Here is a 16,122-nt window from a genome sequence, read left to right as displayed (position 1 = left end):
TGGGTACGACGGCCGGAAGGCCGCCGTACCCACCCTTTCGCGTCCCGCCTGCCGGGGTGTCGGCTAAAGGGGTGTCGGCTAAGGAGTGGCCAGCGCCTCGGTGGGGGAGAGCCGGGCGGCCCGTACCGCCGGATAGAGACCGGCCAGCGCGCCGATGCCCAGCGTGGCGCCGATCCCCCCGGAGACCGCCCACAGCGGGACCACCGAGGGCCAGCCCTGGTAGACCGCGTACCCGACGGTGACACCGGAACCGAGGACCGCGCCGCCCAGCCCGCCGAGCGCCGACAGCAGCAGCGACTCGGCGAGGAACTGCGTACGGATCTGACCCCGGGTCGCCCCCAGGGAGCGCCGCAGCCCGATCTCGGCCCGCCGCTCCAGCACCGAGATGACCATGGTGTTGGCCACCCCGACCCCGCCCACCAGCAGGGCGACCGCGCCCAGCCCCAGCAGCAGGGCCGTGAACGCCTGGTCCGCCGCCTGCCGCGCGGCCAGCGCGTCCGAGGGGCGGGAGACGTCGACCTCGCTGGGCGCCTCGGGATTGGCCGTCGCCCCGAGGACGTTCCGTACGCTCTCCACCGCCGAGTCCGCGGACCGGGTGTAGACCGTCGTCGGATGCCCGTCGAAGCCCAGCGCCGAGACCGCCACCGGCCAGCCCACCAGCGCCGCGTCGTCCAGCTCGGGCGTCAGCGCGGCCGGTGCCAGGATCCCCACCACGGTGAACAGCCGGTCCCCGACCAGGACCCGGACCTCCGGGCCCGGCCGTCCGATGCCCAGCAACTGTGCCGCCTCCGAACCGAGGACCACCGCCGGATAGCGGCCCGTGGCCCCGTTCAGCCAGGTCCCGGCGGACAGCTCGGCCGCGACGGTCTCCAGGAGATCGGTCCGGGCGGCATAGGCCGCCAGACCGTTGGTCTCCGCCTCGGGGATCCGGCCGGTCCGGAAAATCCTGGCATCGGTGATCTTCCCGATCGCCGACACCTCCTCGACCGGTCCGATCCGGCCCACCATGGCCTCGGACTCCAGCGGCAGCCGGGCCGCCCCGCCGGTCAGCGTGGAGCCCGGCGCGACGGTGAGCAGATTGGTGCCCAGCGCGCTCAGCTGCCGGTCCAGCTCGGCCCGGGACGACGAGGAGATGCCCACCACGGCGACCATCGCGGCGATGCCGATCGCGATGCCCAGTGCCGAGAGGAAGGCACGCAGCGGACGGGTCCGCAGCCCCACCGCGCCGACCCGCAGGACATCCCCTGGACCCAGCTTCGCGGGCCGCAGCTCCCGGACCTCCGCCCGCCGCCCGCGGCGCGGCCGGGCGCGGTCCGGCGGGGCGCCGCCGGACCGGGGGAGGGCCGCGGTACGCGGGCTCACCGGGCCGCCCCCGTACTCCCCGCCACCGGGTCGCCGGGGCTTCCCGCACCGGCCGCCGGGGCTCCGGCGGCCGTGCCCGCGGTGGCCGTACCGGCTTCCCGCGCCGCGCCCGCCCCTCCCGCAACAAGGGCCGTGCCAGTGGCTCCCGCACCAAGGGCCGTGCCCGCCCCTCCCGTACCAGGGGCCGTGCCAGTGGCTCCCGCGCCGTACCGGGTGTCGGCCACCATCAGCCCGTCCCGCATCAGCACCTGCCGGGGCAGCGAGGCCGCGATCTCCCGGTCGTGGGTGATGACCAGGACGGTGGTGCCCGCCCGGTTGAGCTGCCGCAGCAGCGCCATCACCCCGTCCCCCGATACGGAGTCGAGGGCCCCCGTGGGCTCGTCGGCGAGGAGCAGCGGGGGATCCCCGGCCACCGCGCGGGCGATCGCCACCCGCTGTTTCTCACCGCCCGACAGCTCGTGCGGCTCATGGTCCGTCCGGTGCCCGAGCCCGACCCGCTCCAGCGCCGCGGCGGCCCGGCGGCGCCGCTCCGCGCGCCGCAGCCCGCTGTAGAGCAGCCCGTCGGCGACATTGTCGAGCGCCGTGGTCCCGGCCGCCAGATGGAAGTGCTGGAACACGAAGCCGATGCGGCGGGCCCGCAGCGCGGAGAGCCGGTGATCGGGCAGCGCCCCGGTGTCGTACCCGTCGATCCGTACCCGCCCCGACGACGGCCGGTCCAGCGTGCCGAGGACATGCAGCATCGTCGACTTCCCCGAACCGGACGGGCCTACGATCCCCACCAGCTCGCCGCGGCCGATCCGCAGCGACACTCCGGCGAGGGCGGCCACCCCGCCGGGGTACACCTTGGTGACTTCCTCCAGCTCGATCACTTGGGCATCCCCACGACCGCGCCTTCGGTGACGCCCCGGCCGGAGATCTCCACCCGTCCCTCGGCGAACAGGCCCGTGGTCACCGGCAGATAGGTGGAGGTGGTGCCGGCGACCACCTCCACGCCGAAGCCGCCGCCCGCGAACGCCAGCAGGGCCGCGACCGGGACGGTCAGGACGTTCCGGCGGGTCCCGGCGACGAAGTCGACGTCCACCGAAGCCGAGCCGAACCTCGCCGCCGCCTTCTGTGCCTTGTCGCCGGTCAGGGCGACGATCACCTCGACCTTGGTGGTCGCCTCCTGCTGGCCGGTGGCGGGTTCGATGACGGTGGAGACCTGGTCGATCCGGCCCTCCGCCCGGCTGTTGTCGGGGAGGGTGACGGTCACCGAGCCGCCCTTCTTCACCAGCCGCAGATGCTCCGGCTCCAGTTCGACCGTGACGGCCCTGGCGGTACCGGTGTACGAGAGGACCTTGCCGCCCTGCTGCACCGGGCCGCCCGGGGCGGCCTCCAGCGCGTCGACCCGGATCGCGGCGGGGGCGAAGACGACGCGCCCCAGGTCCACCACCCCGGTCTCGTCCAGCCCGAGGTCCTCCTGCCATGCCTTCACGGCCGTGGCGGTCGCCTCGGTGAACTCCTCGTCCACGGTGAAACCGGTGTGGCCCAGCGCCCGCAGATTCCGCTCCAGCTGCCGGACGTCCGGCCCCTCGGTCCCCTCCTTCAGCGGGCGGTACGCGGGCAGGGAGCCGTACATCAGCGTCACCGGCTTGTCGTCCACCGCGTACAGCGCCTGCCCGCGGCCGATCCGCTGCCCGCTCTCCGGTACGGAGGTGACCGTGCCGGTCACCCGGCTGACGACCTCCGCGGTATCGCCGTGGCCGAGCGCGCCGTCCGCGGTCTGGATGTCCCGCAGCGTCTGCCGGGTCACCTTCGCGGTGTTCGGCGGCAGCCCGTCGGAACTCCCGCCGCCGGCGTCCGCGCCGCCGGTGAGACCGAGTCCGGCGACGGCCGCCGCGCCGCCCGCGGCGAGCACCACGAGGACGGCGGCGGCCCGCCGTCCGCGCCGTCGCCTGCGCCGGGGTGCGGGCGGCGCCGGCCGCTCCGCGGGGTCCGGGGCCGCGCCGCCCGGGGCCTCCGCGTCACCCGGGAGACCTGTGCCGCCCGGTACCTGCGCCGTGTCCGGAGCTCCCGTGCCGGCCGGTACGTCCGCGGTGTCCCGCACCCCCGTACCCCCCGTACCGTCCGGGGCGGTCCCCCGCTCACCCATCGAGGTCCTTCTTCCCGGGCCCCTTCGGCATATCGGCCTGGCACTTCTTCTCGGCCGCCTTGAAATCGGGGTCCTCGGTGATGCTGCCGTCGATCTGTATCCCGCCGCCCGAGGCCGGGTCGGGGAACTTCTCCACCCCGTTGGTCCGCATGCACTCGGCGAACGTCCGCATCGCCTCGACCATCTTCGCGTCGGGCTTCCCCTTGCCCTTGCCCTTGCCCTGCGGCTGGAACGCCCGGCACGCCTCCGTCGCCTTCTTCGCCTTCTCCTCGGACAGCCCGTTGCCGTCCATGGTGAACCGGCCCTCCTCCGGATCCCCCACGTCCAGTCCGTGTTTCCGCAGGCAGTCCGCGAACTTCCGGGCCTTGGCCCGGTCGTCGTCGGGCACCGCCGTGTCTCCCGGCGCGCCGTCCCGCGCCGGGCCGCCCGTCTCCTTCGCCGAGGGGGCCGAGGCCACCTTCGGATCGCCGCCCCCGCCCGAACCGCATCCGGTCAGCGCCAGCGCCAGCGCCAGCGCCAGGGCGGCCGGTACCCCGGCGGCCCGGCCCCGGCGGGTGAGTGCTCGCATGGTTGGTCTCCTTGTGCCGGGGGCCGGGCGATTCCGGCCCCTCGGCGACCGATGGAACGCCCACCGCCGTTTCCCCGCCGTTTCCGGGCCGCCGCGGCGCTCACCGTACGGGCCGGGCCGGGCGGGCACGAGACGTACGGGCAGGAGACGTGCGGGCACGAGATGTACGGGCAGAAGACGTACAGGCACGAGATGTACGGGACGCGGCGTACGGGGACGCGGGATCCGGCCGGATTTCACCGCGTGATTGCTCTCCGGAGCCCCGACGCGCCGAACTAACGCGGCGGAAACGTCCCGCTGTTCACCATGGCGGAGTGATCCGGCGCACCACGGGGCCGCGCCGGGGACGCCGCCCGCCGCGGCAGCGCCGCGGCCGGTACGGCGCCGCACAACGGGAACACGGGGAAAGGGCAACTCATGCGCGTACTGGTGGTGGAGGACGAGCCGAGACTCGCCGACGCGATCGCGGAGTGGCTGCGCGAGGACACCCACGCCGTCGACGTCGCCCACGACGGCGCGGCGGCGCTGGAGCGCGTCGGCGTCAACGACTACGACGTCGTCGTGCTCGACCGCGATCTGCCGGTCGTCCACGGCGACGAGGTGTGCCGCGCCATCACGGACACCGGGACCACCGCCCGGGTGCTGATGCTCACCGCCGCCGTGGAGATCGCCGACCGGGTCCGCGGTCTCGGCCTGGGCGCCGACGACTACCTCACCAAGCCCTTCGCCTTTCCCGAACTGGCCGCCCGGGTCCAGGCACTCGGCCGCAGGTCGCGGCCCGCCGCGCCGCCCGTCCTCCGCCGCGCGGGCATCACCCTCGACCCGGCCCGCCGCGAGGTCTTCCGCGACGGGCGGTACGTCCCCCTGTCGCCCAAGGAGTTCGCGGTCCTCACCGAGCTGCTGCGCGCCGAGGGGGCCGCCGTCTCCACCGAGCAGCTGCTGGAGAAGGCGTGGGACGAGAACGCGGACCCGTTCACCGGCGCGGTCCGGCTGGTCGTCCTCAAACTCCGGCGGAAGCTCAGCGATCCGCCGGTGGTCGAGACCGTCATGGGAGTGGGGTACCGCATCTCATGACCCCCGGCTCCGCCGCTCCCGTCCCGCCGGACGGACCGGCCGCCGCCCCGCCCGCCCCCGGGCCCGGGCCCCGGCCGGTCCACGGCCCCCGGGCCCGCCGCCGCCCCGCCGCGGTCCGTGCCCCGGGGCCGGGGGACCGCCGGAACCGTCTGCTCCGGCCCGAGAAGCTGCCGCTGCGGGCCCGGCTGACCCTGATCTACGGCGGACTGTTCATGGTCGCCGGGGTAGTGCTGCTGGGAGTGACGTACGTGCTCTTCGAACAGCAGATGCCGGGCACCGCCAAGCTGGTGCAGAAGGCGCCGTCCGCCGGTACGGCGCCCACCGGGACACCCGCACCGCCGGAGGTGTCGTACGAACTCCCCGGCGGAGCGCGCGGCAGCAGCCCGCCCGACGGCACCGAACTGCTGAAGGCGCACCGCGAGGAGATCCGGGAGGCGGCCGCCACCAGCCTGCTCAGCCAGGGCGGCCTGGTGCTGGTGGTGGTCGGGGGTGCCGCCGCGGGCTTCGGCTGGCTGGTCGCCGGACGGGTCCTGGCCCCGCTGCGCCAGGTCACCGAGACCGCCCGCCGGATCGCCGCGGCCCCCGCCGCCGGGCGCGGACTGCACGAGCGGATCGCCCTGGCCGGCCCCCGGGACGAGGTGAAGGACCTCGCCGACACCTTCGACACCATGGTCGAGCGCCTGGACCGCTCCTTCGACGGCCAGCGCAGGTTCGTCGCCAACGCCTCCCACGAGCTGCGCACCCCGCTCACCCTGGGGCGGGCCCTGGTCGAGGTGGCGATGCACCGCAGGACCGCCTCCGAGGACCTGAAGCAGCTCGGGGCCGACCTGCTGGAGATCAACCACCGGCACGAACGGCTGATCAGCGGGCTGCTGCTGCTCGTGGACTCGGAGAACGAGGTCGGCGAGCGGATCCCGGTCGACCTCGCCGACGTGGTCACCCATGTCGTCGCCCAGACCGCGCCCGAGGCCCGGGCCGCCGGAGTCGCCGTCGAGGAGTCCGCGGCCGAGGCGACGGCCGGCGGAAACGCCCTGCTGCTCGAACGGCTGGTGCACAACCTGGTCGAAAACGGTATCCGGCACAACACCGGACCCGGTGGCACCGTACGGGTCACCAGCCGCCCCGCGCCCGGCGGCGGGGCCGTGGTCGAGGTGGTCAACACCGGCCCCCCGGTGACCCCGTTCGACGTACCGACCCTCTTCGAGCCCTTCCGGCGGCTCGGCCGGGACCGGCTGATCAGCGCCAAGGGGGCCGGGCTCGGACTCTCCATCGTCCGCGCGGTGGCCCGGGCCCACGGCGGCACGGTGACGGCCCGCGCCCGCGAGGGCGGCGGACTGGTGGTCACGGCGGTACTGCCGCCCTGACGCGACCGCCCCCGCGCCGGCTTCGAGCGGGGGCGGTGGCCGTCGGTACGGTCACCAGCCGCGGGCGCGCCACTCCGCGAGGTGGGGGCGCTCGGCGCCGAGGGTGGTGTCGTTGCCGTGGCCCGGATAGACCCAGGTCTCGTCCGGCAGCGGGCCGAAGAGCTTCGTCTCGACGTCCCCGAGGAGCCGCTCGAAGGCCGCGGGGTCCTGGTGGGTGTTGCCGATGCCGCCGGGGAAGAGGCAGTCCCCGGTGAACACGTGCGGATGGCCCTGCGGATCGTCGTAGACCAGGGCGATGGAACCGGGGGTGTGGCCGACGAGATGCCGGGCCGTGAGCCGTACCCGGCCCACGCGGATCTCGTCGCCGTCGTCGACCAGGACGTCGGTCGGTACGGGAACGCCCTCGGCGTCGTACCGCCCCGTGTACGTCCGGGCGCCGGTCGCGGCCACCACCTCGGCCAGCGCCTGCCAGTGGTCGCCGTGACGGTGGGTGGTCACCACGGACGCCGCGGAGTCGTCCCCGATCAGCCGGAGCAGTGTCTCCGGCTCGGCCGCCGCGTCGATCAGCAGCTGCTCCCCGGTGGCCCGGCAGCGCAGCAGATAACTGTTGTTGTCCATCGGGCCGACCGCGACCTTGGAGATCATCAGCTCCGCCAGCTCGTGCACGTCCGCCGGTCCGCCGACCTTCACCGCTCCGCTGTACGTCATGGGGCGAGCCTATCGGCACCGGGGGACGCCGGTCCGGGCCGCCGTCCCCCGGCCGCGGCGCGTTACAGGGCGGGCAGCGCGGGCGGTGCCGCCGGGGTGCCGTCCGGGGCGGTCGCGGTCAGGGCGGGGTCGTCCGTACGGCGCCCGGCGAGCCAGCCGACCAGGGACGCGGGCGGCCCCTCGACCAGGACCCCGGCCGGATCGTCACCGGCGCCGTCGCGTCCGGTGCGCCAGGTGCCGGGGCCGCCGGAGGCCGTGCTGCCGGAGGCCGTGATCCGGACCGGGGGCACGTCCGGGTGACCGCTGAAGCGGTCGGCGAGGAACGCGGTCTCGCGCAGCAGGAACTCCTCCGGGAGGTCCTCCAGCTCGTGCCCGGCACCGAGGTCGACATGGTGCAGCTCGACCTCCACGAGCCGGCGGAAGGGGATCCGGGCGGCCCGGTCCGTGACGCCGTTGCGCAGGACGACCGTCCGCTCCTGGTCCGCGGGCAGGGCCAGTACGGCGTGCAGCCGGGCCGCGCTGTCGCGGACATCGGCGAGCTGGACGTCGAGCGGGCGGTCCGCCCCCTTCTCGATATCGGTGTCGCGGGCGTCGGCGCTCGCGTACATGGGACGCCCCTCCAGGACGTTCACCAGCGCCTCGGCGTTCCGGGAGAGATGTGCCAGAACATGCCCACGGGTCCAGCCCGGAAGCCGTGACGGGCCGGCCAGAGCCGCGTTGTCCAGGGTGTGGGCCGTGGTGAGCAGCCGCTCGGTGGCCGCGCGGAGCAGGGCGAGGTCGTGCCGGGGATCGGTCATGCGGCCGACGATAGTCCGCCGCCCGCCCGTTCCCGGCACGGATTCCGCGCCGGTGACCCGCCTGCTCCATGGGGGGATCGGCGGGGGATCGGCCACACGATCGGGTGAAGGTGTCTCCGGACCGCGATAAATCGAATGTACGTGCTATAGCCTGGGGTCAGGCATCCTTGGTCGTCGGGCATCCCGACCGCGACCGGTCCGGCCGGCGCCCCGCGCAGCGGGCATCCGGCGGAACCGGTCCGCCGCCTCGGCGACCGCCGTAGGCTTGAAGGTCCGGTCCGTGGCCGTCACCGGCCGGTGCCTCCCTTCAGGACCGGATCACTCAAGAAAGGTGCGGACCCGGCGTGGCCGACCGTCTTATCGTCCGTGGCGCTCGCGAGCACAATCTGAAGAACGTCTCGCTCGACCTCCCCCGTGACTCCCTCATCGTGTTCACGGGTCTCTCGGGGTCGGGCAAGTCGTCGCTCGCCTTCGACACGATCTTCGCCGAGGGCCAGCGCCGTTACGTGGAGTCCCTGTCGTCCTACGCACGGCAGTTCCTGGGGCAGATGGACAAGCCCGACGTCGATTTCATCGAGGGCCTCTCCCCGGCCGTTTCGATCGACCAGAAGTCGACCTCGCGCAACCCCCGCTCCACCGTGGGCACCATCACCGAGGTCTACGACTACCTCCGGCTGCTCTTCGCCCGGATCGGCAAGCCGCACTGTCCCGAGTGCCGCCGCCCGATCTCCCGGCAGTCGCCGCAGGCCATCGTGGACCGGGTGCTGGAGCTGCCCGAGGGCAGCCGCTTCCAGGTGCTCTCACCGCTGGTGCGCGAGCGCAAGGGCGAGTTCCTCGACCTCTTCGCCGACCTCCAGACCAAGGGGTACAGCCGGGCCCGGGTCGACGGGGCGACGATCCAGCTCGCCGAGCCGCCGAAGCTGAAAAAGCAGGAGAAGCACACCATCGAGGTGGTCGTCGACCGCCTGACCGTCAAGGACAGCGCCAAGCGGCGGCTCACGGACTCCGTGGAGACCGCACTCGGGCTCTCCGGCGGCATGGTCGTGCTCGACTTCGTCGACCTCCCCGAGGACGACCCCGAGCGCGAGCGGATGTTCTCGGAGCATCTGTACTGCCCGTACGACGACCTCTCCTTCGAGGAGCTGGAGCCCCGCTCCTTCTCCTTCAACTCCCCCTTCGGCGCCTGCCCCGACTGCACCGGCATCGGCACCCGGATGGAGGTCGACGCCGAGCTGATCGTCCCCGACCCGGACAAGTCGCTCGACGACGGCGCGATCCACCCCTGGTCCCACGGCCACACCAAGGAGTACTTCGGCCGGCTGATCGGCGGGCTGGCGCAGGCCCTCGGCTTCTCCACCGAGATGCCGTGGGCGGGGCTGCCGCAGCGCGCCAGGAAGGCGCTGCTCTACGGCCACAAGACGCAGGTCGAGGTCCGCTACCGCAACCGGTACGGCAGGGAGCGCGCCTACACCACCCCGGCCTTCGAGGGCGCCGTGCAGTTCGTGCGGCGGCGGCACCAGGAGGCCGAGAGCGACTCCAGCCGTGAGCGCTTCGAGGGCTATATGCGCGAGGTGCCCTGCCCCACCTGTGAGGGCACCCGGCTGAAGCCGGTCGTCCTCGCGGTGACCGTGATGGACCGTTCCATCGCCGATGTCTCCGGGATGTCGATCAGCGAGTGCGCCGAGTTCCTCGGCCGGCTGAAGCTGACCGCCCGCGACAAGAAGATCGCCGAGCGGGTGCTGAAGGAGGTCAACGAGCGGCTGCGGTTCCTGGTCGACGTGGGCCTGGACTACCTCTCCCTCAACCGGGCCGCCGGGACGCTCTCCGGCGGCGAGGCGCAGCGGATCCGGCTCGCCACCCAGATCGGTTCCGGTCTCGTCGGTGTGCTCTACGTCCTCGACGAGCCCTCCATCGGTCTGCACCAGCGGGACAACCACCGGCTGATCGAAACCCTGGTCCGGCTCCGCGACATGGGCAACACCCTGATCGTCGTCGAGCACGACGAGGACACCATCAAGGTGGCCGACTGGGTGGTCGACATCGGCCCGGGCGCCGGTGAGCACGGCGGCAAGGTCGTCCACTCGGGGCCGCTGGCCGAACTGCTGGCCAACGACGGCTCCGCGACCGGCCAGTACCTCTCCGGGAAGAAGGCCATCGCGACCCCCGACATCCGCAGGCCGGCCGATCCGGAGCGCCGGATCACGGTCCGCGGCGCCCGGGAGAACAACCTCAGGGACATCGACGTCTCCTTCCCGCTCGGGGTGTTCACCGCGGTCACCGGAGTCTCCGGATCCGGTAAGTCCACGCTGGTCAACGACATCCTCTACACCCATCTCGCCCGTGAGCTGAACGGCGCGAAGTCGGTGCCGGGGCGCCACACCCGGGTCGACGGCGACGACCTGGTGGACAAGGTCGTCCATGTCGACCAGTCGCCCATCGGCCGTACCCCGCGCTCCAACCCGGCGACGTACACCGGTGTCTTCGACCATGTCCGGAAGCTCTTCGCCGAGACCATGGAGGCGAAGGTGCGGGGCTACCAGCCCGGCCGGTTCTCCTTCAACGTCAAGGGCGGCCGCTGCGAGAACTGCTCCGGCGACGGCACCATCAAAATCGAGATGAACTTCCTCCCGGACGTCTATGTCCCGTGCGAGGTCTGCCACGGCGCGCGGTACAACCGGGAGACGCTGGAGGTCCACTACAAGGGCAAGTCCATCGCCGAGGTCCTCGACATGCCCATCGAGGAGGCGCTCGGCTTCTTCGAGGCCGTACCGACGATCGCCCGCCATCTGCGGACCCTCAACGAGGTCGGTCTGGGGTACGTCCGGCTCGGCCAGCCCGCCACCACGCTCTCCGGCGGTGAGGCACAGCGGGTGAAGCTCGCCTCCGAGCTCCAGAAGCGCTCCACCGGGCGCACGGTGTACGTGCTCGACGAGCCGACCACGGGTCTGCACTTCGAGGACATCAGCAAGCTGATCACGGTGCTCTCGGGCCTGGTCGACAAGGGCAACACGGTCATCGTCATCGAGCACAACCTCGATGTGATCAAGACCGCCGACTGGGTGGTCGACATGGGTCCCGAGGGCGGCAGCGGCGGCGGTCTGGTGGTCGCCGAGGGCACCCCGGAGGAGGTCGCGGGCGTCCCCGCGAGCCACACCGGCAAGTTCCTCCGGGACACCCTCGACCCGGAGCGGGTCAGCGACGCCTCCGCCGCACCCCGTTCGGCCGCGCCGCGCAAGCGGGCCGTGAAGAAGGCGCTGGCCGCACCGGCGAAGGCCGCGGCGAAGAAGCCGGCCGCGAAGAAGACGGCGGCCCGCGCCCGCAAGGCGTAGCCCGCGGGCGGGCGCGAGCCCGTCGTCCGGAGCCGGGGCCCGTACCGCGCGTTGTCCGCGCCGGTACGGGCCCCGGGCCGTTCTCCCGCAAGGGCCGCCCGTCCCGCCGGGCAACGGGCCGTGTACGCCGGGAAGCCCGTCGGCGCTACGCCAGTTCCGCCGCGTACGGCGGCTCGGCGCCCGGGCGGGAGCAGGTCACGGCGGCCGCGCGGGCGGCCAGCGCGAGGATCTCGTACCAGTCGCCGGGACCGAGGACGGCCATCGTGTCCGCCGAGAGGGCGTCCCGGGCCGCCAGCCCGTGCAGCAGGGCCGCGTTCACGGTGTCGCCCGCGCCGATGGTGTCGGCGATCTCCACCGGGACCGCCGGGACCGAGACCCGTACCCCGCCCCGGGTCCGGACCGTCAGCCCCGCGGCGCCCCGGGTCAGCACCACGGCACCCGGCCCCTCCGGGACCCCGCCCAGCCAGGCCGCGTCGTCCTCGGAGAGCTTCAGCACCGAGACGTACGGCAGCCACGAGCGGAACCGCTCGCGGTAGGCGGCGGCGTCCGGGATCAGCGCCGGCCGCACATTGGGGTCCAGCAGGACGCACCGCCCGAGCCGGGACTCCCTGCGCAGCAGTGCCTCGTAGGCGGAGGCGCCCGGTTCGAGGACCAGCGAGCAGGTGCCGAACGCCACCGCCCGGGTCTCCGGCGGCAGCGGCGGCGGCAGCTCGAACAGCCGGTCCGCCGTGCCCCCGGCGTAGAAGGAGTAGCCCGCCGAACCGTCCGGTCCGACCGTGGCGACCGCCAGGGTCGTCGGCTCCGGCCCCCGGGCCACGTACGCCGTGCCGACCCCGGCCGCCGCCAGCCCCGCCACCAGGGCGTCCCCGAACCCGTCCGCCGAGACCCGGGAGCAGAACGCGGCCGGTCCCCCGAGTCGGCCCAGCGCGATCGCTGTGTTGTACGGGCCGCCGCCGGGCCGGGGCACCAGTGCCGGCAGCGGCCCCCCGGGCTCCGGCGCGGCGAGGGGGACCAGGTCGATCAGTGCCTCTCCGGCGACGACGATCATGGTCCGAACGTAGCCCATGGCCCGGCCGCCGGGGGAGGGAGCACGGGCGGCGGCGGGGAGGGAGCCCGGCCTCGGGGCGCCCGGTCCGCGCCGGTATCGTCGGACCAGTCGCCGCCGGCCCGGACCGGTGCCGGACCGGTACGCCCCGGACCGGCGCACGACCGGTCAGCCGGCCCCGGCCCCGTACGCTCGCCCCCGAACCACCGGAGCCCCCTATGTCCGCCGCCACCCCCGCCGCCCGCCGCACCGTGCTGAAAGGCGCGGCCCTCGCCGGAGCCGCGGGCCTGGGGGTCGCCGCCTGCTCCACGGAGTCCAAGCTCGGGCATGCGAAGACGCCCACGCCCACCGCTCCCGTCGACCTGGGCGCGGCGGACGCGGTGCCGGTCGGCGGCGCCAAGCTCTACCGGGAGCAGCGGCTCGTGGTGAGCTGCCCGGCGAAGGGCGAGTACAAGGCGTTCAGCGCGCAGTGCACCCACGCGGGCTGCGCGCTCGACAAGGTCGAGGGCATCGAGGGCAACTGCCCCTGTCACGGCAGCCGCTTCGACATCACCACCGGAGAGGCGCTCAACGGCCCGGCGACCGTCCCGCTGCCGCAGGTCCCGGTCGTGGTCCGCGACGGCCGTCTGATCGCGGGCCCCGAGGCCTGACCGGCCGGGCCGGTCCGCGGCCCCGGGCCCGGGAGGACCGGCGGACACCGGGGCGCAACGACCCGGCAGGCCCGGGCCCCGGCCCTGGAAACGGCTGCGGTGCCCCGACCGGGCCTCCTACGGTCCGGTGACCCGGTGACCCGGTGATCCCCGCGGGCCCTCGCCCGCCCCGGACGGCTCCGCGTTCACTCCCAGTCCCAGTCGATCCCCAGGATCCCCGGCCGGACCCCCTGCTCGACCAGATGGACCGTACGGTGGCGGCCGCTGAGCGTCAGTTCGGAGCGGCCGCCGCGCGGTGCCCCGGTGGTCGCCTGGGAGAACCGGCGGCAGCGCGCGGGCAGCGCCCCCTCGTCGAAGCGCACCTGGAGCACGTACTGCCCGCCCGCGTAGGTGAAGCCGCGGACGTACTCGGCGCTCGGACCGCCCGTGCCGTCCTCGAAGCCGTAGCCGAAGAAGTACGTCTCCCCGGCCCGCAGCCGGGTGTCGAAGAGCAGCTCCGCGACCACGATCGCGCTCTCCCGATCCCGCCGCACCCGTCCCGTACGGCAGTTCTCCAACGCGCTGACCTGCACCCGCGCCGGTTCGCAGCCCGGGTCGCCGCGGTGGATGGCGAGGCAGCGGTCGACCCCGTCGCGATGGGCCCGTACGACGTGCTGGGAGTCCCGGCCCAGCAGTTCGCGGGCGGCTCCGATCCGGACCCGCTCGTGGTGGCCGACCGTGTGCAGTCCGCCGTCCGCGGGCGACTCCAGATCGGCCAGCAGCGCCTCCACGGTGTCCGAGACCTCCAGCAGCGAGCGGTACGAACGGGACGGCGGCCGTTCGACCTCGGACTGCTCCCCGGCGCCCAGCAGCCGGGTCAGCGAGTTCCCCGGCAGGTCGAGTACCTCCTCCAGGGCCCGTACGGCCCGCAGCGACTCCGGCCGCTGGGGGCGGCGGGCGCCCTGCTGCCAGTAGCTGAGGCTGGTGACCCCGACCTTGATACCGCGGTGGGCGAGATGGTGCTGGACCCGCTGGAGCGGCAGCCCGCGCACCGAGAGCGCGGCCCGCAGCGCCAGATGGAAGGGGCCGGTGTGCAGCACCTGCGCCAGATCGGCTTCGGTGTGACCCATGGATACCTCCAGCGGCGTCGCGTCCCGGCGCGCCGGGCGGACCGCGGCCGGTCCGCGCGGTTTCCGGGCCTGTGCCGCGCGTCGGCCCGCGCGGGAGCCGGGCGCGGGTGAACGTTCACGGGCCCGGACCGCCGCCGGTGCCGGGCCGCGGTGGCGGCGCAGGTGGGACCGGGCGGGCCGTTCACAACCCGGTCGGGCCGTTCACAGCGCCGTGTCCCCCGCATTGAAGCGTGTTGACCTGCCCCGGACAAGGACTGATGCTCGACGAGCAGCGTCCGGACGCGCTCCTCCACCCCCACCATTCCTTCGGGAGGAACGCGATGAGCAACACCACGAGACGGCTCGCCGCCGTGGCGGCCGTCCTCGCCGCGGTGGTCGGCCTTCCGCTGTCCACCGCGCAGTCGGCGGCGGCGGCACCCCCCGCCGCCGTGGCACCGGCTCCGGCCGGGGCCGGTCAGAGCGGCCCCGGCGACGTCGGAGCCCTCGCCTGGAAGAAACTGAATATCGCGATGCAAGCTCAGCTGAAGACCAACTGGTGCTGGGCCGCCGCGGGCAACACCATCGCCAACTACTACGGCCGCAACTACTCCCAGAACCAGTTCTGCAACGCCGCCTTCAACCGCTCCCAGAACACCGAGTGCCCCAACTCGCAGGCCACCCTGGCCACTGTGCAGACCGGGCTGCGCTGGACGGGCGTCAGTCCCGGCACCTATATCGCCGACTGGCTGCGCTACACCGCCGTCCAGACCGAGATCAACGCCAACCGGCCCGTCGAGACCCGGATCCAGTGGTCCTCCGGCGGCGGCCACATGCATGTCATCCACGGCTACGACACCGCGAACAGCCTGGTCTACTGGGCCGACCCGTGGCCCTCCAGCTCCCGCTACAACTGGGCCTCCCACTCCTGGTACGTGAACAACAGCTCCTTCTCGTGGACCCACTCGCTGTACCGGATCGGAGCGTGAGCGCCATGAAGCGGACCCCCCGCACCGCACCGGCCCGTACCGGAGCCGCGAGAGAGGCCGCCCTCGCCGGGGCCGCCGTCTGCCTGGCCCTCGGGGCGCTCGGCACCCTGACCGGACAGGCCTCCGCGGCCCCCGTCCCCGTACCGGCCCCGGCCGCCGCCGCGGACCTGGCGGCGGCCCGGGCCGCCGCCACCTCCCCGGCCACCCTCGCGACGCTCTCCCGCTTCTTCGCCCGGGACGGCGCGGTGGCCCGGTCGGCCGCCGCGCCGCGCGCCGCCGGTGCGACCGTCGCGGTCTACGTCCTGTCGCCGGACTTCGTGGCCGGGAAGAAGGGCGCCCCGGTCGCCCGCAGCGAGTTCCTGGCCACCCCGGCGGTCTCCTCGGACGGACAGGCGGCATCCGTCTGGACGGCCGAGACCGGCTCCGGCTGGCAGGTGGTGAACATCGCCACCGGCGACGACGAGTTCCGGTACGCGAAGGCGGGCGCCGCCAAACTGCCCGGCGGGACGGTCTTCCGGGAGCCGCAGACCGACGCCTGGTACGTGACCGGCGGCAACAGGGTGCTGCCGCTCGACGAGGACGCGGTACGGGCCGTGGGCGCCGGGGGCACCGGCCTGGCCGCCTACCGGGCCCGGGTGTCGGCCGCGTACGGCGACAAACTCCCGGGCACCGCGTACGCGAAGAAGGGCGCGGCGGGCGGCTACGGAAGCCCCGCCGCGCAGGCGGCCCCGGCGGCGGCCCCGGAGCGGGCCGCCCCCGCCCCGGCAGGCGGCGGCGGACCGGCCGGGACGGCCGGTCTCGCGGCGGCCGGCGCGGGCGGGCTGACCGTCCTCCTCCTCGGCGGCCTCGCGGCCCGGAAGCTGCGCCGCACGGCCGGGGAGGCCTGACCCCGGGCCGCCGTCCCCCGGACCCCCACGGTCCCGGGCTGCTGCATCCGCGGCTCTTATCGCTTCAGACCATTTTCGACATGCCCGACGAGAACCCCCACAAGGGCCAAGACGCCCCCGGGCGCAAGGAGGA

The 16,122-nt window shown here is 74.2% G+C and carries 13 protein-coding genes and 1 pseudogene; 6 read left to right on the top strand and 8 right to left on the bottom strand.

Annotation, left to right across the window (positions count from 1 at the left end; translation table 11 throughout):
- Positions 1–78 precede the first annotated feature (78 nt).
- The 4 genes and pseudogenes from ACWDR0_RS01190 to ACWDR0_RS01175 form a co-directional block, all read right to left on the bottom strand.
- The gene (locus tag ACWDR0_RS01190; protein ID WP_456349657.1) at positions 79–1,269 is read right to left on the bottom strand and encodes an ABC transporter permease; all 1,191 of its coding nucleotides are present in this window, start codon (positions 1,267–1,269) and stop codon (positions 79–81) included.
- A 308-nt stretch (positions 1,270–1,577) separates the two neighbouring features.
- A pseudogene (locus ACWDR0_RS01185) lies at positions 1,578–2,231 on the bottom strand (ABC transporter ATP-binding protein); the annotation flags it as partial.
- Positions 2,228–3,493, bottom strand: coding sequence for an efflux RND transporter periplasmic adaptor subunit (locus tag ACWDR0_RS01180; RefSeq protein WP_456349491.1), 1,266 nt, complete (start codon positions 3,491–3,493; stop codon positions 2,228–2,230). The pseudogene ACWDR0_RS01185 and the gene ACWDR0_RS01180, both read right to left, overlap by 4 nt.
- Complete coding sequence (locus ACWDR0_RS01175; RefSeq protein WP_456349490.1) at positions 3,486–4,061, bottom strand: hypothetical protein; 576 nt, start codon at positions 4,059–4,061, stop codon at positions 3,486–3,488. The genes ACWDR0_RS01180 and ACWDR0_RS01175 overlap by 8 nt, the downstream gene beginning before the upstream one ends.
- A 417-nt stretch (positions 4,062–4,478) precedes the next feature.
- On the opposite strand from ACWDR0_RS01175, the gene ACWDR0_RS01170 reads away from it, so the two are divergent.
- Entirely contained in the window at positions 4,479–5,135 is a 657-nt protein-coding gene (locus ACWDR0_RS01170) for a response regulator transcription factor (protein WP_456349489.1), read from the top strand.
- Positions 5,132–6,499: a sensor histidine kinase gene (locus tag ACWDR0_RS01165; RefSeq protein ID WP_456349488.1), complete on the top strand. Its 1,368-nt coding sequence runs from the start codon at positions 5,132–5,134 to the stop codon at positions 6,497–6,499. The genes ACWDR0_RS01170 and ACWDR0_RS01165 overlap by 4 nt, the downstream gene beginning before the upstream one ends.
- Before the next feature lie 51 nt (positions 6,500–6,550).
- Here the strand turns inward: ACWDR0_RS01165 and ACWDR0_RS01160 are convergent, their stop codons facing one another.
- Together ACWDR0_RS01160 and ACWDR0_RS01155 are read right to left on the bottom strand one after the other, a co-directional pair.
- Positions 6,551–7,207, bottom strand: coding sequence for an MBL fold metallo-hydrolase (locus ACWDR0_RS01160; protein ID WP_456349487.1), 657 nt, complete (start codon positions 7,205–7,207; stop codon positions 6,551–6,553).
- Positions 7,208–7,269: 62 nt separating this feature from the next.
- On the bottom strand, positions 7,270–8,004 hold the full coding sequence (locus tag ACWDR0_RS01155) for a maleylpyruvate isomerase family mycothiol-dependent enzyme (RefSeq protein WP_456349486.1): 735 nt from the start codon (positions 8,002–8,004) through the stop codon (positions 7,270–7,272).
- Between the two features lie 344 nt (positions 8,005–8,348).
- Between ACWDR0_RS01155 and uvrA the strand changes: the two genes are divergently transcribed.
- Positions 8,349–11,333: an excinuclease ABC subunit UvrA gene (gene uvrA / locus ACWDR0_RS01150; protein ID WP_456349485.1), complete on the top strand. Its 2,985-nt coding sequence runs from the start codon at positions 8,349–8,351 to the stop codon at positions 11,331–11,333.
- 145 nt (positions 11,334–11,478) lie between these two features.
- Here the strand turns inward: uvrA and ACWDR0_RS01145 are convergent, their stop codons facing one another.
- On the bottom strand, positions 11,479–12,381 hold the full coding sequence (locus ACWDR0_RS01145; RefSeq protein WP_456349484.1) for a carbohydrate kinase family protein: 903 nt from the start codon (positions 12,379–12,381) through the stop codon (positions 11,479–11,481).
- 215 nt (positions 12,382–12,596) lie between these two features.
- Here ACWDR0_RS01145 and ACWDR0_RS01140 point away from each other — a divergent pair, with 215 nt between their 5' ends.
- Positions 12,597–13,028 (top strand): Rieske (2Fe-2S) protein, encoded by a 432-nt coding sequence (locus ACWDR0_RS01140; RefSeq protein ID WP_456349483.1) that lies wholly within the window; start codon positions 12,597–12,599, stop codon positions 13,026–13,028.
- A 185-nt stretch (positions 13,029–13,213) separates the two neighbouring features.
- Here ACWDR0_RS01140 and ACWDR0_RS01135 read toward each other — a convergent pair whose 3' ends face one another.
- Positions 13,214–14,137 (bottom strand): hypothetical protein, encoded by a 924-nt coding sequence (locus ACWDR0_RS01135; RefSeq protein ID WP_456349482.1) that lies wholly within the window; start codon positions 14,135–14,137, stop codon positions 13,214–13,216.
- Between the two features lie 320 nt (positions 14,138–14,457).
- Here ACWDR0_RS01135 and ACWDR0_RS01130 point away from each other — a divergent pair, with 320 nt between their 5' ends.
- Both ACWDR0_RS01130 and ACWDR0_RS01125 read left to right on the top strand, forming a co-directional pair.
- Positions 14,458–15,102, top strand: a complete 645-nt coding sequence (locus tag ACWDR0_RS01130) for a papain-like cysteine protease family protein (protein WP_456349656.1) — start codon at positions 14,458–14,460, stop codon at positions 15,100–15,102.
- 5 nt (positions 15,103–15,107) lie between these two features.
- Positions 15,108–15,989: a hypothetical protein gene (locus ACWDR0_RS01125; protein ID WP_456349481.1), complete on the top strand. Its 882-nt coding sequence runs from the start codon at positions 15,108–15,110 to the stop codon at positions 15,987–15,989.
- Positions 15,990–16,122: the final 133 nt, after the last annotated feature.

The organism is Streptomyces sp. NPDC003691, assembly GCF_053981115.1.
This window is presented reverse-complemented; position numbering and strand designations above follow the sequence as displayed.